Origin of the sequence: Vibrio rhizosphaerae, assembly GCF_024347095.1 — a bacterium.
Taxonomy (GTDB): Bacteria; Pseudomonadota; Gammaproteobacteria; order Enterobacterales; family Vibrionaceae; genus Vibrio; species Vibrio rhizosphaerae.
In genome coordinates, this window is sequence record NZ_AP024903.1 from 168,793 (window position 1) to 193,166 (window position 24,374).

Consider the following 24,374-nt stretch of genomic DNA (forward strand, 5'->3'; position numbering starts at 1 on the left):
ATGAAGAAAAATATTATTATTGTCAAATTTCAGTCTTTTAGAGATTTGCTTCGTCAGAAATTAGGACGATTTCTATTTGATAGAAAAAATGAGACAGGGTTTGATTTAACAAAAACTAAGAGTATTTTATTTATTCGCAACGATGCCAAAATTGGTGATGCAATTGTTTCATCTGGTGTTATCAGAAAAATAAAGAAATTCAGACCTGATATAAGAATTATTGTTATGACAAGTCCTAGTATGAGGTGTTTGTTTGAAGATGGATTTGGTGTTAATGAATTTGTATATCTCAAAAAAAGACCATCTTATTCTGAAATTAAGATCGCTTGTCAAAAGCTAGGAAAAATTGATGTTGCAGTATCATTGAATCAAAACATGAAAATGAAAGATATTTATTTACATCGGTGTCTGCAAACAAAGGTTAATATTGGTCTTGATTCAAAAGTTAAGTTAATTAATAAAAACATATCTAATGATATAAAAGATAAACACTATGCTTTGAAATTTGATTTTATTGCTAAATGTATTGGAATAGATGAACCACTAGAACCTTATATTATACCATTAAGTGAAGCGTCATTAGCTAAAATAGAGAGGTTCATTTTTACACACAATATTAAAAAATATATCGTATTTAATCCTTTCGGTAGTGGCAGTACTCGTAAATTAAATAAAGAAAATATTTGGAATATAATTGAACAGGTAAATGTAAAATATCCTGACTATCAATGTGTATTACTTTCATCTCCTGGAACTCGAGATGAGATTAACCAAATGAATATCCATGATAACAAACGGATTTTTCATTTTGATGATAGTGAGTCAATCTATGATGCTATTGCTATAGTAGATAATGCTGACTTAATTATTACTGTAGATACATCAATTGTTCATATTGCTTCCGGTTTGGGTAAGAAACAAATTGCTATTTATAGAAATGATGAGGAAAATTATATAAATTGGGGGCCAAATTCAGATTTAGCTCAGTCAATTTTTACATCAAGAGATAATATAAATGATATTGACTTGTCTCAATTTTAAAATTTACCTACTATAAATTAGTTAGTATCCTACTTATACGTAATATATTTCAGTTAGGATTCAGGTGTGTATGTAATATGATAGTAAATAAGGTTGGACTATATTAATGAATATTCTTTTTATTTGTCCTAACTGGGCTGGACTGGCGACACCCATAATTGAAGAAATATCTCGCCAAGGTCATCAGGTCACTCATCTTGACCATTCTGATTTGTCAAAATTTAAATATATTGATAATTATCATCGTATTATATCAAAAATATATAGTAAATTATCAGGCGTTAACTATAAACATAAACAGACTGATACTCAGATAGATAAGATTCTAAAAGCATTTTTTATTGGCCGGGATAAATATGATGTTATTATGATGATGGAGCCTAATATATTTAACCGAAAACACTTGGATATATTAAAAGATAATACAAATCTGTTGGTTGTAACGCTATGGGATAGTTTGAGAAAATCGCCAGATAATGCTGAAAACATTGACATGTTTGACTTTAAATTTAGCTATGACGAAGTGGACTGTAAAGCGTTTGAATTTAAAAAAATCAATAATTATCTGGATCCAGATTGGCATCCTCTCATTCATTATGATGAGTGTCAGTACGATTTATTTTCCATTATGTGTTTTACAAAAGAGCGGTATCATCATGTCATTGATATTCTGGATGCTAATCCTTGGTTGAACTCTAATATTATATTTTATTGTGATCATCCTCGGAAAATGAGATATATTAAAGACAGTCGAATTAAATCGACAAATAAGCTTATTTTAGGTGAAGATCTTGCTCATTGTATTAGTCAATCAAAAGGGATATTAGATGTATTACAAGGTGATCAATCAGGGTTATCATTTAGAATATATGAATCGATTGGTTATCAGAGAAAGTTAGTGACGACAAACCCGCATATTCAACACTATGATATATATAACACTAATAATATCGCGATTATTAGCGATGAGAATAATATTCCCCGTGACTTTTTTGATAAGCCATATGAGTTGATCGACAAGGATATTGTCGAACGGTACACATTGGAGAGATGGGTTAAAAATATTATGGATGAAATAGCATGTTAATGGTTTTTGTTAGCGCACCTGAATTCTCAATAACCAAATTCCGTGCTTGTGATGACATCGTTCTCATTCGCTCAGGATTTGTCAATAATGACAGGACGCTAGAAGAAATTTCATTCGCATGAGTGAGAATGATGACTGCTCCTGACTGTTGTAAAGTGAGGGTAATATCACGAAAGTTGTAATAGCTGGGGCCAGTAATTGTTGGTATTCCGAGAGATGCTGGCTCTAAGACATTATGTCCGCCAACTGTTTTCCCAATGAAACTTCCTCCCATAACACAGATATCTGCGGCTCCGATCAAGATGAGCATCTCCCCCATAGTATCTCCTAGATATACCTGATATGGTTGACCGTGAGTGTCTTCTTGAGTTCGCCTTTGAGTTGTTAAGCCTTCTTTTACACAGAGTTCATACACAGAGTTGAATCTTTCGGGATGTCGGGGTACAAGGATGAGGAGTGCATCTGGGAACTCTTCTAGAATCTGTTTATGATTCTCAAGGATTAATTCATCTTCTCCAATATGAGTACTAGCCGCTATCCATACTGGTCTTCTAGCCCCTATCTTATTGCGTAAATCGGCAGATTGTTTTTTTATTTCTTCTGAAATTTCAATATCATACTTAAGAGAACCCGTTACTGACAACTGTGAGGTTTGAGCGCCTAAAAGATGAAACCGGTCACTATCTTCTCTATGTTGACAATAGATTTGATCAATGTGATATAGGCAAAAATTGATCAATGGTTTTACTTTCAGATAATTGTGGTATGACTTCTCAGATAATCGAGCATTAATGATGGATATTTTTATATGATTATTCTTTGCTATATACAATAAATTAGGCCATAGCTCTGTCTCCATAATAATTAAATGGCTTGGTCTTATTGATCGAATGAATCCCCTGATAGCAAAAGGGAAATCCAGCGGCATATACCGATGCTCTGCAATACCACTTATCTTCTGAGCTTGCTCCGCTCCAGTTGGTGTTGTGGTTGTAATAATTATTCTTTTTTCAGGAAAATCAATATTTAACTGTTTGATGAATGGAATGACACTAATAGTTTCTCCAACCGATACAGCATGGATCCAGATGATTTCTTGATCTTTATGAGCAGATAAAGGTGGTGTGAAGCCGAAATGTTCCGTCCAACGAGAGCCAACACAAGGCTTCCCTTCTTTCTTCTTAAATAGACTTAAAAGATAAAAAGGAGCAATTATTGCCAGAACAAAAGTATAAATGAGTCTAATTAAGCTGTTCATATTATTTTTTGACTAAATCGTTTGGATCTTGATGGGTCCATTTACCGCGAGGTTTATCTAAGTATTGAAAATGTTCATTAGTGAAAGTCCCCTGAATACACACATAGTTTCTTCCTAGTGCATGGACATCTCTTCCTTGTAGCACGCGATTTAATACTTCTGGCCCGGTTGTCCCATAAACACCTTTTTTAACGTCATAGTTTTCAATATTATCAACGATAGTGTCCATAATTTTTTGATAGTCGCGATTATTGGGAATTGTCGCCAGGAAGAAATTTGTATAATCAGTATTCCCTTTTTTAAACTTAATATAGAGCGCTTCCTGCTCACCTTGTAAGATTTTACGAAGCGGCCAGACAAGGGTCGCATCGATATCCATGTAGATGCCACCTTGTTGGTACAAAACTGTTATCCGCCATAAATCGGCTTGAGCCGCCCCATCAGTCAGTTTTTGATATGCTTTATACACATGTTCAGGGGCGTGTTCTCTCATGAACTGTTCGCGCGCTTCTGTACTGACGTATCGGTACTCATAATCGAGGGACATCAGGCGATTAAATAAGTAATTGAGATAAACAGGTAAGGTGCTGCGATTCGAATAATTGGTTTGCCAGATGATTCTTGGAATCGCACTGGTATTTCCCCAATTCACCTTAGGCTGAGAGTTGATTGGTATAGTAAAACGAGCTTTTGGTAAGACGGCATGAAAAAGGTAAGAGAATAATTTAAATAAATTCCCTATAAGTCGAATCAAGCGATTGGTGATAATTATTAAATTCATTCTCTTATCCCACTATGTTTCACTATCTTGGATGTTATCAAGATCATTTCGAGTAAAATTAATTAGTACGGCAAGCACAAATCCATAGAAGCTGCTGATTAGATTCTGCTCTAAGGGGACTTCTGTTAAGCAGAATATGGAAAATCCTAAGACAAAAACAAATCCAGTCAATGCATGTGTAGATTTACTTATGTGTTTTAAAAAGAAACATAAAGGGGTAAAAATTAAGGCAATAATAGCGAATATACCAAGTACACCATTGCTCGCTAACATTTCGAAATATTGATTATGCGCATGAGCTCTTTTTACACTTATCGGCCAGTCACTAATTTTACCTTCTTGGTAGAGTTGCCGAATCGTTTCTTCTCTCTGAGCGTAAGTTTGTCCTATCAAGGGGCTTTTGATAAAAGACTGAGTTGCTGCATACCATAGTTGAATCCGTCCGCCTGAGGACTCAGCGTCGGCGACATCACCAGATAGAATTCGATGGAACTCAGTTACAGTAAAGTTAATTCTTTCCTTAAACTGAGCTGAATAAGCATACATACCCCAAAAAAATACCAACATAATTAAGATTGTCTTGAATATGTTTTTGCATTTATTTTGCTTGGATTGAAAAATTACACTAAAGATAATTAAAATAGGAATCGCAAAAATAGCACCTCGGGTTAATGTCAGTATAGTTGCAAAGCAGCAAAGCAGGAAAGATAGCCATAATATTTTTTTGATATGGCTACTATTGGCTAGCGTCAAAGCCAGAAAGGCAAGAGAGCAAGAGAGATACCCAAAATTAATGCTGTATAAATAACCGTCAACTCTGGGCATCCCTTTGACATAAAATTGGTAAATTGCAATAACGATTGTACCAACCGCACCCACAACAATTCCCCAGTCGAGATATTTTCTCGGTGTTGTTGTCTCTGTAACGATATGACGAATGAAAAAATAGATCGGGATGATGAATAGATAACGAGAAGCCCCTTTAAAGTATCTGGTTGTTTCCATATCAGACAGATAAATAGGAATATTGGCTATAAAATAAGCCGAAAGTATAATAATAACCATCCAGTCTATTTTATCTAGGGTATAGTTGCGTTTCTCTTTAATTAAATACCATGTTGCAGTTAATAGTAAAATTAAGATAGCACCGATACTGAAATTTTTAGTACATAGCAACAATGCCGGGACTAAAAATAGACAACCATTAAATATTCTTCTGTAATATGTATTTTCCATCGCTACAACCATGAGGAAACTTCACTTTTAATTGTTTGATATATTTTTTGTGGACTCGGTATACTGCCATCAGCGTTCATGACAATATGGTGTTTCTCATATAGTGGTGTATACCGAAAAGGAACTGTTGAGTAGAAAATCCCGACAGTTGGGGTATGCGTTGCAATTGCGACATTCCTGACCCCAGTATCCGGACTGACCATTAGAGAGGCTTTTGCTACAAGCTCGATCAGTTGTTCTAACGGCAGACAAGTCTGAATTGAAAAATTAGGGTATTGTTTGAGATCTTCAAGAAAATCTCCTTTTTCAAAGGTATTTTTACCCTCAAGAAAAATATGTTGGATATTAGGATGATTGGCTAAAGAGAGTTCAATGAGTTCTTTCATTTGTGGTTGACTCAGAATTTTTGAGGTCTGGGAGGCTCCGTTAAAAAATAATATAAATGGTTTAGTTGTATCTTGTTCGACTCGATGATCCGGATAATTAAAATTGAGAGGATAGCTCGGAGCATGTCCCAGAATTTTTAACATATCCAGCATACATTCAACTTCCGGCTGGAAATCTGAACGCGGAACACAAACATTGTACAACACACCACGAAGATAATGCTTGTATGGAAATCCGATTTTCAGCTTGGCCTGACTCAATGCCATCATCCAGTGCGAACGATTGGTACTGGCTAAGTCAAAAATGATATCTTGTTCCCCGAGATCTTTAATGTTCTTGATTTTATCGAACACGGACGTTTGTTGTTTCTTATCTTTGCCTGGCATAACATGAACACGGTCAACCAGATCTTCCGGCATGCCATATTGATAGTTTGATACCGCAACGAGTGTGATCTGCGCATTGGGGAAGAATTTTCTTGCTTCGATCAGAAAAGGGCGGGCAATCACCTGATCACCGAGCGCTGCATGTCTGATGACGGCAATCTTCTTGATATTGAGTGGAGAGAAGACTTCCGTTAAATACTTTCTGGCTTTTTTTGTTGCGAAAGCCCCACGCTCAAACCATTGATATTTCATTACAATTCTTATTTGGGTTGTTGATGTTTAATCTGACGAATAACTTGATCGGGTGTCAGTTGCTTCAGGCAGTTGAGATGTCCGTATGGGCACTCTCTTTGAAAACATGGCCTGCATTCTATATCAGTATTTAACGTAATTACATTGTCCGCTAATGGTGGCGTGTATTGAGGTGAGCTTGAGCCGTAGATGGCAACGATATGACAATTGACCGCTGCGGCAACATGCATCAGACCTGAATCATTACTGACAACAGTATGGCAACAGGCGAGTAAATCGACCACCTCTACTAATGTCGTTTGCCCAGCCAAATCAAAACAGTGTGACTGGCATTCCAGAGGGAGCTGGTTGCGGATATGTTGCGTGACTTCCTGATCTTTTTGTGATCCAAATAGCCAGATCTGTTTCCCTGTTTTTATGAGGGATGATGCCAACTCTGCATAGTAATCAGCAGGCCATCTTTTGGACGGGCCAAATTCTGCGCCGGGACATAAACCAACGACTTCACGGTCAGATGTTAACGAAAACCGTTGTCGTAATTGTGCTTGTTGGTTTGAATCAACGTTGAGTCTCGGTTTTAGGCATTTCTCCAGTGATACTTCGTCGATCATGGTGCTTTTGGGGGCCGCTAAGGCCACGTAGCGTTCCACCATATATTGAAAGACTTTTCTGTCTGGTCTCAGATCGTTCAACAGACCATAGCGCATTTCACCTTTCCATCCTGTACGGACCGGAATTCCAGCAAATAGTGGGATTAAGGCTGATTTAGCTGAATTAGGAAGAATAAAAGCATGTGTGTAACGACTGGCGGCTAACTGGCGGCCTATTTTCCACCGCTTAGCTAGACTAAAATCGCCATGACCGATCGGCATCTTGATGGCCTGATCAACTTCAGGCATACGTTCCAGGATCGGACCACACCAGGCTGGTGCCAGAACATCAATTGTTGCGTTTGGGTGACGGCTTTTGAGTTCACGATATAAACTCTGAGACATCACCATATCTCCAACCCATGAGGGGCCGATGATCAGGATTTTCATTTGCATGATTTTAGAACGGCTCATCTAAATTAGAAGGCATAGTACCATCAGTGCGATGGTATCGTAAGATGCTCTCGATTATTCCTGATAGTAATGTAGCAGATTTTGAGTATGTGTCTGTATTGAAAACTCTTTACATGCTCTTATTCTGGCTGATATCGCGTTATTTTTTGCTTCATCATAATGTTCATAGCTGTTCAGAATGGCTTGTGCAATGGATTGGTCACTGGTTGGGGAACAATACTGCGCATAATTTTCCAATAGTTCCGGGAGTGCACCGGTATTTGCCGCCACGATGGGGCGCTGAGCTGCCATTGTTTCTATTGCGGTTAAGCCGAATGCCTCATTGGCATAGGGCAGACATACAATATCCATGATAGATAGCAGTTGCTGGGTGTCCTGACGAAATCCGGTGAAGATAACATGGTTGATTAAATCTAGGGATTGAATGATTTCTTTGACTTGAGAAAGATAAGCTAAATCGCATCCTTGTGAGGCTTCTAATCCCCCGACGATAACCAATTTACTATGAGGAAGACTTTGCTGCACACGAGCAAAAGCTTTCACCAGTTCTATCTGTCCTTTTCCGGGGCTGATTCGACCAATCGTACCGATCACAAAATCCTTTTCCGGGAGTGAAAGTGAGTGTTTTATGGCTGCAATTTCATTGGGCAGCAATTCTGTTTTGTCTGGGATTTCTGTTCCCAGCCACAAGCGCGAGATTCTTTCGGGTGCGACAGGAAGCGCGTTGAGATTTCTCTGGTATGTTTCATCACTAATAGACAAAACTTGATCAACATGTCGGTAAACCCATCGATGGAAAGCATCTTTTTTACTTCTTGTGACACCCATGTGTTCGGTGAATATAACTTTTACGGGAACAAATTGTTTAATCAGAGCTGCAATTAATAGATCACCAGATTTATGACAGTGAATAACATTAATCTGATGTTGTTTTACCCACTGAATGAGAGCATATAATTTGACGGTAATGAGCTGAGATTTACTTCTTGCCGTATACAGAGAGAATTGTGTTTCTTGCATCCCTGATTCAACTTGGGTACCAGTCAGACACAAACCGAATACTTGATAGCCTGCAGAGAGGAACTGTTGACCCATTCTGATCGGGTACATTTCCAGACCTCCCCATCCTTTTGACAGGCATATATGTAATATTACGGGATGTCTCACTATCCTCTCCTATTGATAAAAGTGATATATACATTCTACAACATTCGGAGAAAACAGGTTAATTGATTGAGAAAAAAGAGTTCTGAATGTTTTATCGGAACTCTTTTTGTAAGGTTTGATTAGTCGGAACCGAAAAGATCTCGGGTATAAACTTTGTTTGCGACTTCTGACAGTTCATCTGACATACGATTTGAAATAATGATATCAGCCATTTGCTTAAACTCATCCAGGTCACGCATTACTCGAGAGTTAAAAAACTGCTCTTCTTTCATCGCGGGTTCATAAATGACGATTTCTAGCCCTTTTGCTTTCAGACGTTTCATAATTCCCTGGACTGATGATGCCCGGAAATTATCCGAACCGGATTTCATAATCAACCGATAAATGCCGACAGTTTGGGGATTCCTTTTCAGAATACTCTCTGCAATGAAGTCTTTACGGGTTCTGTTGGCGTCAACAATGGCGGCGATAATATTATTTGGAACCTTATCGTAGTTGGCCAGAAGCTGCTTGGTGTCTTTTGGCAGACAATAACCCCCATAACCGAAAGATGGATTGTTATAATGATGGCCAATACGAGGATCAAGACAAACCCCTTCAATAATCTGGCGGGTGTTCAGGCCATGAGCCTCAGCATAAGAATCCAGTTCGTTAAAGTAAGCGACCCGCATGGCCAGATAAGTATTGGAGAAGAGTTTGACCGCTTCGGCTTCTGTAGCGTTGGTAAAGAGCACCTGAATATCTTCTTTTTGTGCGCCTTCCACAAGCAAATTCGCGAAAGTCCTTGCTCGATCACTTTGTTCTCCGACAATGATCCGCGACGGATAAAGGTTATCGTGAAGTGCTTTCCCTTCACGGAGAAACTCGGGGGAGAAAATAATGTTTTGGCAACTGAAGCGTTGTTTGACTCGTTCAGTATAGCCGACAGGAACCGTGGACTTGATAATCATGGTGGCTTCAGGGTTGATTGCAACTACATCCTGAATGACAGCTTCAACGGTCGTAGTGTTAAAATAATTGGTTTGTGGATCGTAATCTGTCGGTGTGGCGATGATGACAAAACTAGCATCACGATAGGCTTCTTCTTTATTTAAGGTCGCTTTAAAATCCAACGCCTTTGATGATAAAAATGTTTCGATTTCTTGATCGATAATGGGTGATTTTCGATCATTGAGTAACGCGACTTTTTCCTCAATCACATCTAATGCCACAACGGTATGATTCTGGGCAAGTAGGATTGCATTCGACAACCCGACATACCCAGTCCCTGCAACAGCAATTTTCATAACGACTCCCAACCTAACAACGTATTAAAAATGAGACACTCATTATGATACAGTCTCTTTACGATTGGGAACGATTAAATGCTACTGATTGATGATGTGTAAATATTCTGAGACACCTTCAGCAACAGTTTTGAACACAATGTCACATCCTGCTGCTCTTAGCTTGGTCAGATCAGCTTGCGTAAACTCCTGATAAGCACCTTTCAGGTGCTCAGGAAACGGAATCGTTTCAACGACGCCACGACCATGATGCTTAATCACGGCTTTTGCAACTTCTTCAAATGATTCTGCTTTCCCTGTACCACAGTTGAAAATTCCGGAAATGCCCTGTTCCCAGAACCATAGATTCACCTGACATACATCACCGACATACACAAAATCGCGGATAAAGTGATTACTTCCCTCAAATAGTTTCGGGTTTTCACCTGCTTTCATCTGATTGTTGAGGTGGAAAGCGACAGATGCCATTGAACCTTTATGATCCTCGCGAGGGCCGTAAACATTGAAGTAGCGAAATCCGGTAATTTGTGACAGTTTCTCGCCATTTTCTTCAGCATCTTTCCAGAGACGTCGAACGTAGTTATCGAATTGCTGCTTGGAATAGCCATAGACATTCAGCGCGCCTTCATATTCAGGGGATTCGATGAACGTCTTTGTTTCTCCATAAGTGGCAGCAGATGAAGCATAGAGAAAGGGGATTTCTCTATCTAAACAGTAATGGAGCAGCTCTTTTGAATACTCATAGTTATTGAGCATCATGTATTTACCGTCCCACTCGGTTGTTGCCGAACATGCACCTTCGTGAAAGATGGCTTCAATCGGACCGAAATCATCGCCAGCCATGATCTGCGCTAAAAAGTCATCACGATCCATGTAGTCTGCTATGCTCAGGTCAACAAGGTTTTTGAATTTTTTGCCGTTCTCGAGATGGTCAACGACAAGGATATCGTCAACTCCTTGGTCATTCAGGGCTTTTACGATATTGCTGCCAATCATGCCAGCACCGCCGGTTACGATGATCATAGGTTTTCCTGTGAAGATATGTATATGTATAATTGTCGCCCATTATAGCGAGTTGACATGCTGATGTAATCACAAAATCAGGGTTAAGCATGGGTTAACCTCGCCTCAAGTTAAAGATTCATGTATCATTCACCCAGTTTTATTCCTCGGTAGATAAGCATTTGGGAGCTTTACCCAAGGGCGGTAGCGTCCCTAGAATTATTGTAAATTGAATGCTAATGCAGTTAATTAGGAAGTTATTAAATGAAAATTTTGGTTACTGGTGGCGCAGGGTTCATTGGCTCCGCAGTTGTTCGACATATTGTTGAAAATACAACGGATGACGTGGTTAATGTTGATAAACTAACTTATGCAGGCAACTTAGAATCGTTACCTGATAAAGTGTCAACAAGCTCACGTTATTCATTTGAGCAAGTAGATATTTGTGATCGTTTGGCGCTTGAGTGTGTCTTTAAGGTTCATCAACCTGATGCGGTAATGCATTTAGCAGCAGAGAGTCACGTAGATCGTTCAATCGATGGGCCGGCTGCATTCATTGAGACGAATATCGTTGGCACATATACATTGCTTGAAGCTGCCCGTAATTATTGGAATCAGCTTAGCGAAGAAAGAAAAGAGTCATTCCGTTTCCATCATATTTCAACAGATGAAGTCTATGGTGATTTAGAAGGAACTCATGATTTATTCACGGAGATGACACCATATGCACCATCTAGTCCTTATTCAGCTTCTAAGGCATCGAGCGATCACTTAGTTCGAGCATGGTTAAGAACTTATGGCTTCCCTACGATTGTAACCAACTGCTCTAACAATTATGGCCCGTATCATTTTCCGGAAAAACTGATCCCGCTGATGATTCTGAACGCGCTGGACGGGAAAGAGCTACCTGTTTACGGTGACGGTATGCAGATTCGTGATTGGTTGTTTGTCGAAGATCATGCAAGAGCTCTTTATAAAGTTGTGACTGAAGGCACTGTGGGGGAAACCTATAATATTGGCGGACATAATGAAAAAGCTAATATTGAGGTTGTGAAAACCATATGTGGTCTGCTGGAAGAGCTTGCTCCAAATAAGCCAGAAGGTGTTGATAAGTACGAAAATTTGATTACTTACGTAAAAGACCGTCCAGGACATGATGTTAGATACGCGATTGATGCAACAAAAATTGCACACGATCTTGGTTGGAAGCCTGAGGAAACTTTTGAATCAGGTATCCGCAAAACGGTTGAGTGGTATTTATCGAATCAAAAGTGGTGGAATCGAGTGCTTGACGGCTCTTATTCATTGGAACGTTTAGGAGCTCAGGGATAAAAATGAAAGGAATTGTATTAGCTGGTGGCTCAGGTACACGTCTATACCCTCTGACCCGGGGGGTTTCTAAGCAGTTGGTGCCTATTTATGACAAACCGATGGTGTTCTATCCAATATCAACACTGATGTTGGCAGGGATTCGAGATATCTTGGTCATTACGACGCCTGAAGATAATGAAGGCTTTTGTCGTCTCTTAGGTGATGGCTCTGCGTTTGGAATTCATATTGAGTATGCCATTCAGAAAAGTCCAGATGGACTTGCTCAAGCATTTCTTATTGGGGAGCAATTCATTGGAGACGACTCAGTATGCTTAGTTTTAGGTGATAATATCTTTTATGGTCAGCATTTTACCGGGATGCTAAAACGTGCAGCGGAAAGAAGCTCGGGGGCGACTGTCTTTGGCTATCAGGTTAAAGATCCGGAGCGTTTTGGTGTTGTAGAATTTGACCATAATATGAGGGCGTTATCCATTGAAGAAAAACCTCTGCATCCTAAGTCAGATTATGCGGTTACGGGGCTTTATTTTTATGATAATCGCGTCGTAGATTTTGCGAAGCAGGTCGTGCCATCTGAAAGAGGTGAACTAGAAATTACAAGTATTAACCAAATGTATCTTGAGGATGGTTCTCTCAATGTCGAGCTATTAGGAAGAGGGTTTGCATGGTTGGATACAGGCACGCATGAAAGTCTCCATGAAGCATCATCTTTTGTCCAAACAATTGAACATGTTCAAGGGCTAAAAGTTGCCTGTCTAGAAGAAATTGCGTGGCGTAGTGGTTGGCTAACCAATGATGAGGTGCTATCCCTTGCCCAGCCCATGTTAAAAAATGAATATGGACGTTATCTGGTTAAATTAATCAATGAATCTAAGAAGTAGGCTCATAAGATGAAAATATTGGTTACCGGTTGTAATGGGCAGGTTGGGCATTGTATCGTTCAGCAGCTATCAGATACGACAGTTGAATGCTTAGCCGTTGATCGAGATCACCTTGATATTACTGATCAAGGTGCTGTTTTCAATATAGTAAGAAAATTTCAACCTCATATCATTATTAATGCAGCGGCTTATACTGCAGTTGACAAAGCAGAAGAAGAAGTCGAATTATCTTATCGAATTAATCGTGATGGACCGAAATATTTAGCGCAAGCCGCGAATGAGATTGGGGCTGCTATCCTGCATATTTCTACTGACTATGTTTTCTCTGGGGAGTTTGATGGTGAATATAAAGAAACCGATGTCACTTCTCCACAAGGGATTTATGGTGAGAGTAAGTTAGCTGGAGAAATCGCTGTTTCTGATATATGTGAAAAATATATCATTTTAAGAACTGCATGGGTATTTGGGGAGCACGGCAATAATTTTGTGAAGACAATGCTAAAGCTGGGGGAGAAGAGAGATAGCTTGGGAATCGTCTCTGACCAGTATGGTGGACCTACTTATGCTGGCGATATTGCTTCTGTATTAATAAAAATCGCATTCTTAATTCATGATAAACAACCGATTCAATATGGTATTTATCATTTCTCTGGTTTACCTCATGTGAGTTGGTTTGATTTTGCTAAAACAATTTTTGACGTAGCTTTAGATAAGCAACTATTATCGAAAAAGCCTCAATTAAGTCCTATTTCCACCGAGCAATACCCCACTCCAGCAAAACGTCCTGCTAACTCAAGACTGTCAACAGAGAAGATTAAACAAGAATTTGGTATTTCTGCCAGTGACTGGCAGAGAGCATTAATTAATTTAGAAAATTATAAGTTGTAAATAGCGATGAAAGTAATAGAAACTGAAATTCCTGATGTAAAAATTATTGAGCCAGCAGTTTTTGGTGACGAACGTGGCTTCTTTATGGAAACGTGGCAACAGAAAAAATTTGAAGAGTTAGTGACAGGTAAACCGACAACCTTTGTTCAGGATAACCACTCCAAATCAAAGAAGGGGATCTTACGAGGACTTCATTATCAAACAGAAAATACACAAGGCAAGTTAGTGAGAGTGATTTCTGGTGAAGTTTTTGATGTTGCTGTTGATATTCGTAAAGAATCACAAACCTTTGGAAAGTGGGTGGGTGTTTATTTATCTGCAGAAAATAAGCGCCAACTTTGGGTACCTGAAGGATTTGCGCACGGTTTTTTAGTCACTAGTGATGAGGCTGAGTTTGTTTATAAATGTACTGACTATTATAACCCTAAAGCTGAGCACTCTATTGTATGGAATGATTCGGATATAAATATTAAATGGCCTATAGATGATGAGCACTTATCATTGTGTTTATCAGCAAAAGATAAACATGGTTTAAAGTTGTCTGACTCACCATTATTATTTAAAAATTAATAGATGCTATTCTTTAGGTGACAAAAATATGAGTAACTTATTTTGTAGCTTCTATAAGCCATTTTCTATATTGATTAACCATAGATATATCATTCAAAGCTTGACTAAAAAAGATATTATATCACGTTATCGAGGATCTATACTTGGAATTATGTGGAGTTTTTTCAATCCTCTTTTAATGTTAGGTCTTTATACATTTTTCTTTAGATTTGTTTTTAAAGCTCGTTGGCCCAATGTTGGTGACTCAACAGCTGATTATGCTGTAATGTTGTTTGCCGGATTAGTTGTTCATGCTTTAGCTTCTGATATTATCAGTAAATCATCAGGAATTATTTCTAGAAATAGTAATCTAGTCAAAAAAGTTGTATTTCCAATCGAAGTATTGCCTTGGGTAGTACTCATGTCAAGTTTATTCCATATGTTGATTAGTATGTTAGTACTTATAGGTTTTTTTCTTATAAGTGGTGGAACTATTCAATGGACTATTTTATTTCTCCCTGTCGTATTTATACCCATGGCTATTTTATTTATGGGAGTATCTTGGTTTATTTCAGCTTTAAGTGCATATATTAAAGATGTTGAACAATTGATAGGGACAGTCGTAACTTTTCTATTATTTACTAGTACTGTGTTTTTTTCAATAGATAATATACCCAATCAATTAAAGCCTTTATTATATATTAATCCAATAACTCAAATTATTAATGATTTTAGACGTATACTAGTCTATGGTATGTCTCCTGACTTTAAATTATTATTCATCTATACAATTGCCGCATTAATTATATTTTGGGGTGGTTATAACTTCTTTATGAAAGTTAGAAAAGGTTTCTCAGATATTCTATAAGATAGATAATTTATGTGGAGATGTCGATGAATAATACAATTATTAAAGTTGATTTTATATCAAAATTATTTCATATATATAAGAATCCAATAGATCGATTACTAGAAAATTTTATTCGAAAAAAAAATGGCAAATATAAAGAATTTCATGCTCTAAAGAATATAAATTTTGAAGTATCTAGAGGGGAGTCAATTGCTTTAGTTGGAGCCAATGGTGCAGGTAAATCTACCCTATTACAAATTATTTGTGGAACATTGACTCCGACTTTGGGAAATGTCACGGTCAATGGGAGAATATCAGCTTTACTTGAGTTGGGTTCTGGTTTCAATCCTGAGTTCTCTGGGCGAGAAAATATCTATTTCTTTGGTGCTTTACAAGGAATGAAAAAGAAAGAAATTGATAGCCGATTAGATGAAATTCTAGACTTTGCTGATATAGGGGACTTTATTGAGCAACCCGTAAAAACATATTCTAGTGGCATGTATGTTCGTTTAGCATTTGCTTCTGCCATTCATGTTGATCCAGATATCCTTATTGTTGATGAAGCATTAGCTGTTGGTGATGAGGCATTTCAAAATAAGTGTTATTCCAAAATTAATGCCTTAAGACAGTCAGGTGTGACGGTACTATTTGTTACACACTCTCCTCAAACTGTAATGTCACTCTGTGAACGGGCCTTATTTTTTGAACACGGCGAATTATTACTGGATGGAAATCCAAAAGATGTTATCTCCTGCTATCAAAAGATATTATATGCGCCTGAAGATAAAAGAAATACTCTAATTCAATTGTTAAGAGATAAAGGAGTTAATGCTTTTAAAAATAATCCTCAAAGCCATATTTCTGAACAGCAAAAAGTAGTATGTGAGGATGGAGAATATTTTGATCCAAGTCTAAGGGCTGAACCAATTGCCTATGAACATAAAGGGTTGATGATTACTGACCCCTATATTTCCTTAGATGATGGAACTAGAGTTAATGTTTTAGTTAGAAATAAAGTATACCGATATTGTTATTCAGTCCAGGTTTTGGAAACCGTGAGAAATATTAGATTCTCAATGGTAATTAAAACATTAAATGGTACAGAGTTAGGTGGCTTCATTAGTGCTCATTCACCATATTCTGGATTAGAAGTATTACAGAAAGGAGAGGTATATGAAGTTGAATTTAAATTTAAGACATGTCTCAATTCTGGTGTTTATGTCATGAACTCTGGAGTAAGAGGAACTCTTTACCAAGACGAAGAATTTTTAAGTAGAATGTTAGATGCATTTATGTTCAGAATTTTACCTATTGAAGAGCAAAAAGAGACATGTTTTATTGATTTCGGTGTTGAATGTAGTTATCAACAATCAATAACAGAAATCTAATGTGTAATTATTAATGTATATTAAATATTTTTACATTAAAAGTAATATTGTCATTATTTGACGAGGATATAAATGAGTCATAATAAAATATTCGTTATATTAGGTATGCATAGAAGTGGTACAAGTGCTATTGCCAGAGCCCTTAAAGTTTTTGATATTGAACTTGGTCAAAATCTTATGCCTGCTTTTGAAGGTGTTAATGAGAAAGGATTTTGGGAAGATCTTGACATATATAAATTAAATGAGGAAATGTTAAGTTTTCTAGACTGTAGCTGGGATTCTTTGAAAAATATAACAGAACTTGATATACAATCTCTCGTAGACCACGGATATTTAGATAAAGCAGTAGAATTATTACAAGAAAAAATATCAAAAAGTATTTCGGGTAAGTTTGGATTTAAAGATCCTCGAGTAACTAAGTTATTTGGTTTTTGGAATATTGCGCTTTCTCAAGTTGATGCTTCAATATATTATGTCTTTGCGGTTAGAAATCCAATAAATGTAAGTGAATCTTTAAGAAAAAGAGATTTCATGAGCAAAGAGAAAAGCCTTCATTTATGGTTAGAATACGTTAAAACACCATTTTTCTATTTAAAAGAAGAGAATGAAAATAACTTTATCTTTGTAGATTATGAACTATTGATGAGTAATCCACTTGCGATTATAAATGATATAGAAGTTAAATTTAATTTAATAAAAAATGAAAGTGACCTGAACTATTATACAAATCATTTTTTATCAAAAGATTTGAAACATCATGATATGGATATGAAAGGATTATCTGAGTTCATACCATCATACTTATTAGATTATTACTCTCATCTAAATAATAATAACAAAGTAGTTGATTTGATTAAGAAAACAGAAGAAAGTGAGTTAAATTCCGCATATAAAGAATATTATCCTTTTTTTGATTATTCAAATGAGAACTATAGAGAAGATGTATCCAAGTTTGATGATCTGAGAATAGAATATGAGAATCTAAAGAATAAAGCTGATTTAATTGCAAGTGAAAATAAACTTATTAAAAATTCAAGAACTTTTCGGCTCGTCAGATTTATTTCAAAAGTATTAGGTAGAGAGATTGCTGAAAATGATTTTGATAGATAAAGTTAAAAAGGAAAAATCATATAGTAAATTAGAAAATAAGGAAGTTGTTTCCTTTAACGATTCTATAAGTCAAAAAATAGCGATTTTTTCTATATATGTAACAAGAGAAGAACAAATTTCTTATCATGAGCGTATATATAAATGGCTAAAAGATAATAATTATTTAGTTGTCCTTGTGCACCCTATATTTGAAGGCAGTAATAATCTTATAAGAGATTTTAAATTTAAAGAATCTTGTGATATTCTGATAAAAAGAAACAACTTTGGTTATGATTTCGGCTCTTATGCTGCTGGATTAATCTATATTATAGAAAAAGGATATTTTTCTTCTATAAGTAATATTTTATTTATTAATGATAGTATAATAGGTCCCTTCGGTGACGCCTCAAAAATTAATGATAATGCCGAATTTTGGGCTAATACTGATAGTCATCAATTGAAATATCATTATCAAAGTTATCTATTTGGTTTTAAACTAACAAATAAAAGTAGAAGTGCACTTTTAAGTTTTTTCTTTGATCGTGGTGATATTTATACAAATGACAAGACGAAAGTTATAAAAAACTTTGAATTATCAATGTATGATTATTTTAGCAAGAAAAATTTAGAGTGTAATGTATGTTACCCTAAAGATGAACTGGCAATAAAATTCAAAAATAGAATTTTTGATAATTTAAGAACTCCCAAAATTTTGAGGAAAACCAAATATTACTTAGATGTTCTTATAAGAGAAGTCAATCCTACACATCATCTTTGGTTAGAACTTTTTGAATCTGGTTTTAAATTTATCAAAAAAGAATTAGTTAGAGATAACCCTACTAATTATCCATGCCTATATGAGAAGGTTGAATATGAATTAGATAAGATAGGGTGTGTTATAGAATATAAAGAAATAATTAAAAATATAAAATAAACTCATCTATTTATTGTGTTATTATGAAAATATCTGTTCTAATTTGTACATATAATCCAAATCAGTATTTTGAAAATTTACTCGATAGTATTCTAAGACAATCAATTACTGTAGATAATATATACATTTATGATGATAGTATTGATGCTGTTAATATAAACTATATAGAGAAAATAATAAAAAAATTGTCAGAGAAATACTCATTTAATAATATTGTACATAGGCATGGTACTCGAAAAGGCGTTGTTTCAAATTTCCTTTATTCTATTTCTGAACTACATGATTACGATTGGCTATTCTTAGCGGATCAAGATGATATTTGGGAAGAGAATAAAGTTGAATTATATCTTGAGAGAATGGATGAATGTAACAATCCTGATGAGCCATGTATGATCTTTTCTGATTCTTTATTGATTGACGAACATAATAAATCTTTGGGGTATACACTATGTCAATTACAGAAATTTAGTAATAACTTTCTTCAAGATGACTCAATCCTATATAGGAATTGTGTACAAGGTGCTACTATTTGCATGAATTGTGCTTTATCTAATGTAGTTAAAGAATCTTTAGCGAAAGTAAATATAGAAGATATCCTAATGCATGATTGGTGGATTTCATTATTTGCTAAATATGAAGGTAAATATCTATTTATAGATAAGCCGATGCTGAGATATAGGCAACATAGTAGTAATATTGTAGGAGCGATTTCAAAGTTTGATCAGGTTTGTCGATTTGTTTCAAATCCTTTTTCTTTCCATGTCATGATGAAAAAAATAGTTAAACAAAAAAAAATATTTAACGCTATTATAAATATTAATAATAGAAATTTTATTTTTAACGAAGTTGGTATTTTAAAAAAAATATTAATTAAATTATATGATAGAGACTGATTATTTATTATGGATATAAATAAAGATAGCATAATTAAAATATTTATAATTTCGTTTTTGTTTGTAATGTTATTGTTTTATTTTCAACATAATAAAGAATTCAGCCTTTGGGATGAAGGGTATCTTTGGTATGGTGCAAAGCAAACCTATTTGGGGCAAGTTCCATTAAGAGATTTTATGGCATATGATCCTGGACGATATTATTGGTCTGCTTTCTTCATGTATTTATTGGACAATACTGGATTAATAACGTTAAGGTTATCTATTGCTGTATTTCAATTTTTTGGAATGTTCTGCTTTTTATTATTAATTTCAAAATCTAGACCTAATAAAAATACCGGCTTCTTATTCTTAATTGTTTCTGCAGTGATAGCATCTTTTTGGATGCACCCAAGACATAAAATTTTTGATGTTGTTTTGTCTATTTTTCTTGTAGCTAATTTGGTCTATTTATTAACTTCACCTCATATAAAAAAGATATTTATAAGTGGTATTTTTCTAGGACTGATAGCTTTTTTTGGTCGAAATCACGGTTTCTATGGATTAATAGCAAGTATTCTATCTATTATTTGGGTCGCTATTATATATAAAGACGAATTTAATATAATCAAATCACTATTTATATTCGGCTTGGGAGTAATCGTTGGTTATTCTCCAATGATTTTCATGATATTGTTTGTTTCTGATTTTTATAATGCATTCTGGGATAGTATTCTATTTTTAATTCAATTAGGACGGACAAATATACCTTTACCCATCCCGTGGATATGGACATTAAATCTTGGTAACTTGTCAGTAAGTGATTCTATTAGAGAAGTTTTTGTTAGTTTATTTCTTACAGGAATGATCCTTTATGGTATTGGAGGGATTGTATATATAGTACTAGCAATAATAAAAAATAAGCCTGTTAAGCCATTTCTTGTTGCTACAGTATTACTTACAATACTTTATTGTCACTTTTATCTTTCTAGAGCGGATATTCCTCATTTAGCTCAAAGTATTTTTCCTTTCTTACTCGGTATTCTCTGCTATATCAATAGATTATCAGAAAGATTCAGGTGGATTTTAGTTGTAGTAGTCTGTGTTGTTAGTATCTGGATTATGTATAAGTACAAACCATATTGGCAATGCAAAGATGTATGCTCTAGTGTCAATATACAAGGTGATAACATTTATGTTAATAAATATGTTGCTAGTGATATATCCTTATTAAAAAAACTCAAAAAAAATTATTCTTCAGAAAGAGGAACTTCACTCATTGTTCCTTTCTGGCCTGGTGCCTACGCCTTGTTAGATCAAGTATCTCCTATTTGGGAAATATATTCATTATTTCCTCGTGATGCTGTATTTGAAAATAGAGAGATAGAAAAAATCAAAGCAAAAGATGTTGGTTTTGTTTTTATATATGATTATCCTTTGGATGGACAAGACAAATTCAGATTTAAAAACACACATCCATTACTATATGATTATATAGTAAATAATTTTGAAGAAATAGATCATAGTGCTTATGAACATTATAGTATATTTAAACATAAATGATCTCCCTGCTTTAAATTATGATCATGAGAGCTATTGTAAGGAATTTATAGATTTCTATGAAATTTGATGAAATAATAAATATGAATCCATTTTTTACGCATATTGATAAAAAAATTAATTTTCAATTTGATAAATTTATGGAGTTAACAGATTTTCACAAAAAACATTGCACTGAATATAGTAAAATTCTTCAGTCAATGCATTTTGATATACACTCTTGTAAATCTATCGAGCAGATTCCTTATATTCCGGTTCAATTATTTAAAGAATATGATCTTAAGAGTATTTCTGATGAGGATGTTTTTAAAGTTATGACCTCTTCAGGTACGACTGGTCAGAGAGTCTCTAAAATATTCCTAAATAAAGAAACTGCGTCTCAACAGACAAAGGTATTATCTGCTTCGGTTAATTCCTTTATTGGGAAAAAAAGAATGCCAATGCTCATAATTGATTCTCCATCTGTATTGAGAGATAGAGCTAATTTTTCTGCTAGAGGTGCTGGGATATTAGGATTCTCTATATTTGCTAGGGAAAAAGTCTTTGCATTGAATGATGATATGACATTGAATGTAGATGGCATTTTAAGTTTTCTGAGAAAGTATGAATCTACCCCTATTTTTCTGTTTGGGTTTACCTACATTATATGGTTACATTTTGTTAAGCAGTTAATCGATCTTCATATTGATATTGACTTATCCAAAGGAATATTATTTCACGGTGGAGGCTGGAAAAAATTAGTTGAGCACTCTGTGAGTGAAGAGCATTTTAGAGATATATTAAATAAAAATTTCTCCCTTAGAAATGTTCATAATTATTATGGCATGGTTGAACAAACAGGTTCAATATTTATTGAATGTGAATATGGTCATATGCATACGTCTATTTTTAACGATGTTCTTGTTCGAAGTACTAGAGATCTTAGCGTATTACCTCCTCATCACAAAGGGATTATACAAGTTTTCTCCATTCTTCCCAGCTCCTACCCGGGCCATTCTCTGCTGACAGAGGATGAAGGAGAAATTATCGGCCTTGATGGGTGTCCTTGTGGTCGCACTGGTACTCACTTTAAAATTTATGGACGTCTTAAAAATGCAGAACTTAGAGGGTGTAGTGATACATATGAAAAGCCTGAAAAATAATGTGAATTTTAAAACAATCCCTTCTAACTTTGATGATGTTCTAAATCTTGCACCTCTTAATATATTTGATGACATTGTTTTAGATTTTTTCGATGAAATATCGAAGAATGTACTGAAATCAGTTGAGTCGAGAAGTTATCCTGATTTGGCATCATTTGCTTTTTTATGTAGAAAGAGACATCTGAATAAATTAAAGAATGACTATTCATCTCCTCATAAAGTAAAGCGGGTAGGGCGGGGTATCAGTCTACATTTTACTCCGTCTAATGTACCGTTGAATTTTGCATATAGTTTACTCGCAGGACTTTTATCTGGAAATGTTTGTTTGATTCGAATGTCTTCTAGACGATTTGAACAAGCCGAATATTTGACTAAAATAGTAAAAGATATTTTAGATATAGGAAAGTTTAAAAAAATACAAAATTATGTTCATTTATTTAAATATGAACACAATAATGAAATAACAGAGTATTTAACTAGTTTATGTGATATTCGAGTTGTTTGGGGTAGTGATGATACAATTAAACTACTTCGTAGTTTCGCTCTTCAACCTAAAGCTTATGATATAACATTTTCTGATCGTTATTCATTTTGTATTATGGATGCAATGGCTATTATAAGTGAAGAAAATGTTTCTAAATTAGCCAGTGATTTTTATAATGATACATTATTCTTTGACCAAAATGCATGTACGTCTCCTAAGCTTATTTATTGGATTGGTTCTGAGGTACAAATTGATCAAGCTAAAGATAAGTTTTGGAAAACCTTTCATGAATATTGTGAAGCTAAGCAGTATATAAACCAGAACAATATGGTTGTTGAAAAACTTGTTAAACAGCATATGTGTGCTGTGGAATTAGACGGGTATTCTTATAATACAACTGGCGTTTGTTTTAATCGCACTACAATCAAAAAAATTCCTGATAACTTCGAACATTTCACATCATCAGGTGGACTTTTTCTTGAGTATAGTAGCAAGGATTTCTCAGCATTGAATCAACATATTTCCCGTAAATTACAGACGATTACATACTTTGGTATTAGTTCTGATGAGTTATTCAATAACCTATCTACTCGTGTGACTTTAGGAGTGGATCGCATTGTTCCTGTTGGTCGGGCATCTGATTTTTCTCTAATTTGGGATGGTTATGACTTAATTCGGCAGATGAGTAAAACAATAAGTATTCTATAGAGGGTGTTATCATGGATGTTATAGATGCATATTGGGAACAGAGAAATCTCAATCTTAAAACGTATGAATTAATTTTTAATGATGCTGATAATATTGAATTGTATGATGTTTGGTTCGACAGTGTTAAAAGTCATGCAGACTATATTGTTTCGAAAGTACCTGTTGGCCATCCTCAATTGTGCAATGATCTTTTATCAAATGGTTTTTCCTTCATTGAAATGATTACTGTTGTGTCAGTTAATCAACTTCCAACGTTATCCAATATACAGCAGAGAATTATGAAAAAAATCTCATATACTGAAATGACTGATGAGGATGTGGAAGTACTGTATTCAGAAATTAGAAAAGGACTTTTTAAAACAGATCGTATTGCTATGGAATCTGGATTGGGTATCGAAAAGTCTATAAGACGCTATATAGGTTGGCTTTCTGATGAGAAGGCTAGGGGAGCTCGATTCTATCGAATTAATTTTAATGATGAGTATGCCGGTTTTTTCGTATTAGGAACGATGAAAAACAATAAAATGAGTTCTATATTAGCTGGCATATTTGAATCATATCAGAAATATGCAATAGGTTTTTTTATGAACTATTTGGCATATCAAGAGGCTTTCTCACAAGGCGCTAAGGCAGTTAAAACGTCTTTCTCGTCAAACAATAGAGGAGCGTCCTCTATACACTATAGTATTGCATGTAACTTGCATGAACAATATTATGTCCTATCTAAAATGGTCTGACTACCGATTGGTCGTA

Annotated in this window: 23 protein-coding genes; 15 read left to right on the top strand and 8 right to left on the bottom strand. The window is 35.3% G+C overall.

What is annotated here, in order from left to right; all coding sequences use genetic code 11:
• Together OCV37_RS00710 and OCV37_RS00715 are read left to right on the top strand one after the other, a co-directional pair.
• Complete coding sequence (locus OCV37_RS00710) at positions 1–1,041, top strand: glycosyltransferase family 9 protein (RefSeq protein ID WP_038178955.1); 1,041 nt, start codon at positions 1–3, stop codon at positions 1,039–1,041.
• Between the two features lie 106 nt (positions 1,042–1,147).
• The gene (locus tag OCV37_RS00715; RefSeq protein ID WP_038178876.1) at positions 1,148–2,128 is read left to right on the top strand and encodes a hypothetical protein; all 981 of its coding nucleotides are present in this window, start codon (positions 1,148–1,150) and stop codon (positions 2,126–2,128) included.
• Here OCV37_RS00715 and waaA read toward each other — a convergent pair.
• The 8 genes from waaA to rfaD form a co-directional block, all read right to left on the bottom strand.
• Positions 2,106–3,386: a lipid IV(A) 3-deoxy-D-manno-octulosonic acid transferase gene (gene waaA, locus OCV37_RS00720; RefSeq protein ID WP_038178874.1), complete on the bottom strand. Its 1,281-nt coding sequence runs from the start codon at positions 3,384–3,386 to the stop codon at positions 2,106–2,108. The genes OCV37_RS00715 and waaA overlap by 23 nt on opposite strands.
• 1 nt (position 3,387) lies before the next feature.
• On the bottom strand, positions 3,388–4,167 hold the full coding sequence (locus tag OCV37_RS00725) for a glycosyltransferase family 32 protein (protein ID WP_038178872.1): 780 nt from the start codon (positions 4,165–4,167) through the stop codon (positions 3,388–3,390).
• Positions 4,168–4,179: 12 nt separating this feature from the next.
• Positions 4,180–5,403 carry an O-antigen ligase family protein gene (locus OCV37_RS00730; RefSeq protein WP_038178953.1) on the bottom strand — a complete coding sequence of 408 codons (1,224 nt, stop codon included), beginning with the start codon at positions 5,401–5,403 and terminating at the stop codon, positions 4,180–4,182.
• A 2-nt stretch (positions 5,404–5,405) separates the two neighbouring features.
• Positions 5,406–6,428 (bottom strand): glycosyltransferase family 9 protein, encoded by a 1,023-nt coding sequence (locus tag OCV37_RS00735; protein ID WP_038178870.1) that lies wholly within the window; start codon positions 6,426–6,428, stop codon positions 5,406–5,408.
• 8 nt (positions 6,429–6,436) lie between these two features.
• Positions 6,437–7,468, bottom strand: a complete 1,032-nt coding sequence (waaF, locus tag OCV37_RS00740; RefSeq protein ID WP_038178951.1) for a lipopolysaccharide heptosyltransferase II — start codon at positions 7,466–7,468, stop codon at positions 6,437–6,439.
• A 78-nt stretch (positions 7,469–7,546) separates the two neighbouring features.
• Entirely contained in the window at positions 7,547–8,602 is a 1,056-nt protein-coding gene (locus OCV37_RS00745) for a glycosyltransferase (RefSeq protein WP_051680363.1), read from the bottom strand.
• 176 nt (positions 8,603–8,778) lie between these two features.
• A complete protein-coding gene (locus OCV37_RS00750) occupies positions 8,779–9,945 on the bottom strand; it encodes a nucleotide sugar dehydrogenase (RefSeq protein WP_038178868.1) in 1,167 nt (388 codons plus the stop codon).
• Between the two features lie 81 nt (positions 9,946–10,026).
• On the bottom strand, positions 10,027–10,968 hold the full coding sequence (gene rfaD / locus OCV37_RS00755) for an ADP-glyceromanno-heptose 6-epimerase (protein WP_038178867.1): 942 nt from the start codon (positions 10,966–10,968) through the stop codon (positions 10,027–10,029).
• Between the two features lie 243 nt (positions 10,969–11,211).
• Here rfaD and rfbB point away from each other — a divergent pair, with 243 nt between their 5' ends.
• The 13 genes from rfbB to OCV37_RS00820 all read left to right on the top strand — a co-directional run bounded on the left by rfbB (position 11,212) and on the right by OCV37_RS00820 (position 24,358).
• Entirely contained in the window at positions 11,212–12,279 is a 1,068-nt protein-coding gene (rfbB, locus tag OCV37_RS00760; RefSeq protein WP_038178866.1) for a dTDP-glucose 4,6-dehydratase, read from the top strand.
• Between the two features lie 2 nt (positions 12,280–12,281).
• Positions 12,282–13,157 (top strand): glucose-1-phosphate thymidylyltransferase RfbA, encoded by an 876-nt coding sequence (gene rfbA, locus OCV37_RS00765; protein WP_038178865.1) that lies wholly within the window; start codon positions 12,282–12,284, stop codon positions 13,155–13,157.
• Between the two features lie 9 nt (positions 13,158–13,166).
• On the top strand, positions 13,167–14,045 hold the full coding sequence (gene rfbD / locus OCV37_RS00770; RefSeq protein WP_038178864.1) for a dTDP-4-dehydrorhamnose reductase: 879 nt from the start codon (positions 13,167–13,169) through the stop codon (positions 14,043–14,045).
• Positions 14,046–14,051: 6 nt separating this feature from the next.
• The gene (rfbC, locus tag OCV37_RS00775) at positions 14,052–14,615 is read left to right on the top strand and encodes a dTDP-4-dehydrorhamnose 3,5-epimerase (protein ID WP_038178862.1); all 564 of its coding nucleotides are present in this window, start codon (positions 14,052–14,054) and stop codon (positions 14,613–14,615) included.
• A 28-nt stretch (positions 14,616–14,643) separates the two neighbouring features.
• A complete protein-coding gene (locus OCV37_RS00780; RefSeq protein ID WP_038178861.1) occupies positions 14,644–15,462 on the top strand; it encodes an ABC transporter permease in 819 nt (272 codons plus the stop codon).
• Positions 15,463–15,488: 26 nt separating this feature from the next.
• Positions 15,489–16,832: an ABC transporter ATP-binding protein gene (locus OCV37_RS00785; protein WP_038178859.1), complete on the top strand. Its 1,344-nt coding sequence runs from the start codon at positions 15,489–15,491 to the stop codon at positions 16,830–16,832.
• 72 nt (positions 16,833–16,904) lie between these two features.
• The gene (locus OCV37_RS00790; RefSeq protein ID WP_038178857.1) at positions 16,905–17,942 is read left to right on the top strand and encodes a sulfotransferase family protein; all 1,038 of its coding nucleotides are present in this window, start codon (positions 16,905–16,907) and stop codon (positions 17,940–17,942) included.
• Positions 17,926–18,855, top strand: coding sequence for a hypothetical protein (locus tag OCV37_RS00795; protein WP_038178856.1), 930 nt, complete (start codon positions 17,926–17,928; stop codon positions 18,853–18,855). The genes OCV37_RS00790 and OCV37_RS00795 overlap by 17 nt, the downstream gene beginning before the upstream one ends.
• A gap of 23 nt (positions 18,856–18,878) precedes the next feature.
• Entirely contained in the window at positions 18,879–19,748 is an 870-nt protein-coding gene (locus OCV37_RS00800; protein ID WP_051680361.1) for a glycosyltransferase, read from the top strand.
• 9 nt (positions 19,749–19,757) lie between these two features.
• Entirely contained in the window at positions 19,758–21,290 is a 1,533-nt protein-coding gene (locus OCV37_RS00805; protein ID WP_038178854.1) for a hypothetical protein, read from the top strand.
• A gap of 56 nt (positions 21,291–21,346) precedes the next feature.
• The gene (locus OCV37_RS00810) at positions 21,347–22,429 is read left to right on the top strand and encodes a LuxE/PaaK family acyltransferase (RefSeq protein ID WP_038178853.1); all 1,083 of its coding nucleotides are present in this window, start codon (positions 21,347–21,349) and stop codon (positions 22,427–22,429) included.
• Positions 22,410–23,621 carry an acyl-CoA reductase gene (locus OCV37_RS00815; protein ID WP_038178851.1) on the top strand — a complete coding sequence of 404 codons (1,212 nt, stop codon included), beginning with the start codon at positions 22,410–22,412 and terminating at the stop codon, positions 23,619–23,621. The genes OCV37_RS00810 and OCV37_RS00815 overlap by 20 nt, the downstream gene beginning before the upstream one ends.
• Positions 23,622–23,632: 11 nt before the next feature.
• Entirely contained in the window at positions 23,633–24,358 is a 726-nt protein-coding gene (locus OCV37_RS00820; protein ID WP_038178850.1) for a hypothetical protein, read from the top strand.
• The last annotated feature ends 16 nt before the right edge of the window (positions 24,359–24,374 follow it).

Coding starts and splice junctions, on each gene's coding strand:
- OCV37_RS00820 (WP_038178850.1), top strand. CDS start 23,633: ATGGATGTTATAGATGCATATTGGGAACAGAGAAATCTCAATCTTAAA.
- OCV37_RS00790 (WP_038178857.1), top strand. CDS start 16,905: ATGAGTCATAATAAAATATTCGTTATATTAGGTATGCATAGAAGTGGT.
- rfaD (WP_038178867.1), bottom strand. CDS start 10,968: ATGATCATCGTAACCGGCGGTGCTGGCATGATTGGCAGCAATATCGTA.
- rfbC (WP_038178862.1), top strand. CDS start 14,052: ATGAAAGTAATAGAAACTGAAATTCCTGATGTAAAAATTATTGAGCCA.
- OCV37_RS00710 (WP_038178955.1), top strand. CDS start 1: ATGAAGAAAAATATTATTATTGTCAAATTTCAGTCTTTTAGAGATTTG.
- waaA (WP_038178874.1), bottom strand. CDS start 3,386: ATGAACAGCTTAATTAGACTCATTTATACTTTTGTTCTGGCAATAATT.
- rfbB (WP_038178866.1), top strand. CDS start 11,212: ATGAAAATTTTGGTTACTGGTGGCGCAGGGTTCATTGGCTCCGCAGTT.
- OCV37_RS00795 (WP_038178856.1), top strand. CDS start 17,926: ATGATTTTGATAGATAAAGTTAAAAAGGAAAAATCATATAGTAAATTA.
- OCV37_RS00725 (WP_038178872.1), bottom strand. CDS start 4,167: ATGAATTTAATAATTATCACCAATCGCTTGATTCGACTTATAGGGAAT.
- OCV37_RS00745 (WP_051680363.1), bottom strand. CDS start 8,602: ATGTACCCGATCAGAATGGGTCAACAGTTCCTCTCTGCAGGCTATCAA.
- rfbD (WP_038178864.1), top strand. CDS start 13,167: ATGAAAATATTGGTTACCGGTTGTAATGGGCAGGTTGGGCATTGTATC.
- OCV37_RS00730 (WP_038178953.1), bottom strand. CDS start 5,403: ATGGAAAATACATATTACAGAAGAATATTTAATGGTTGTCTATTTTTA.
- rfbA (WP_038178865.1), top strand. CDS start 12,282: ATGAAAGGAATTGTATTAGCTGGTGGCTCAGGTACACGTCTATACCCT.
- OCV37_RS00815 (WP_038178851.1), top strand. CDS start 22,410: ATGAAAAGCCTGAAAAATAATGTGAATTTTAAAACAATCCCTTCTAAC.
- OCV37_RS00800 (WP_051680361.1), top strand. CDS start 18,879: ATGAAAATATCTGTTCTAATTTGTACATATAATCCAAATCAGTATTTT.
- OCV37_RS00780 (WP_038178861.1), top strand. CDS start 14,644: ATGAGTAACTTATTTTGTAGCTTCTATAAGCCATTTTCTATATTGATT.
- OCV37_RS00810 (WP_038178853.1), top strand. CDS start 21,347: ATGAAATTTGATGAAATAATAAATATGAATCCATTTTTTACGCATATT.
- OCV37_RS00750 (WP_038178868.1), bottom strand. CDS start 9,945: ATGAAAATTGCTGTTGCAGGGACTGGGTATGTCGGGTTGTCGAATGCA.
- waaF (WP_038178951.1), bottom strand. CDS start 7,468: ATGAAAATCCTGATCATCGGCCCCTCATGGGTTGGAGATATGGTGATG.
- OCV37_RS00735 (WP_038178870.1), bottom strand. CDS start 6,428: ATGAAATATCAATGGTTTGAGCGTGGGGCTTTCGCAACAAAAAAAGCC.
- OCV37_RS00715 (WP_038178876.1), top strand. CDS start 1,148: ATGAATATTCTTTTTATTTGTCCTAACTGGGCTGGACTGGCGACACCC.
- OCV37_RS00805 (WP_038178854.1), top strand. CDS start 19,758: ATGGATATAAATAAAGATAGCATAATTAAAATATTTATAATTTCGTTT.
- OCV37_RS00785 (WP_038178859.1), top strand. CDS start 15,489: ATGAATAATACAATTATTAAAGTTGATTTTATATCAAAATTATTTCAT.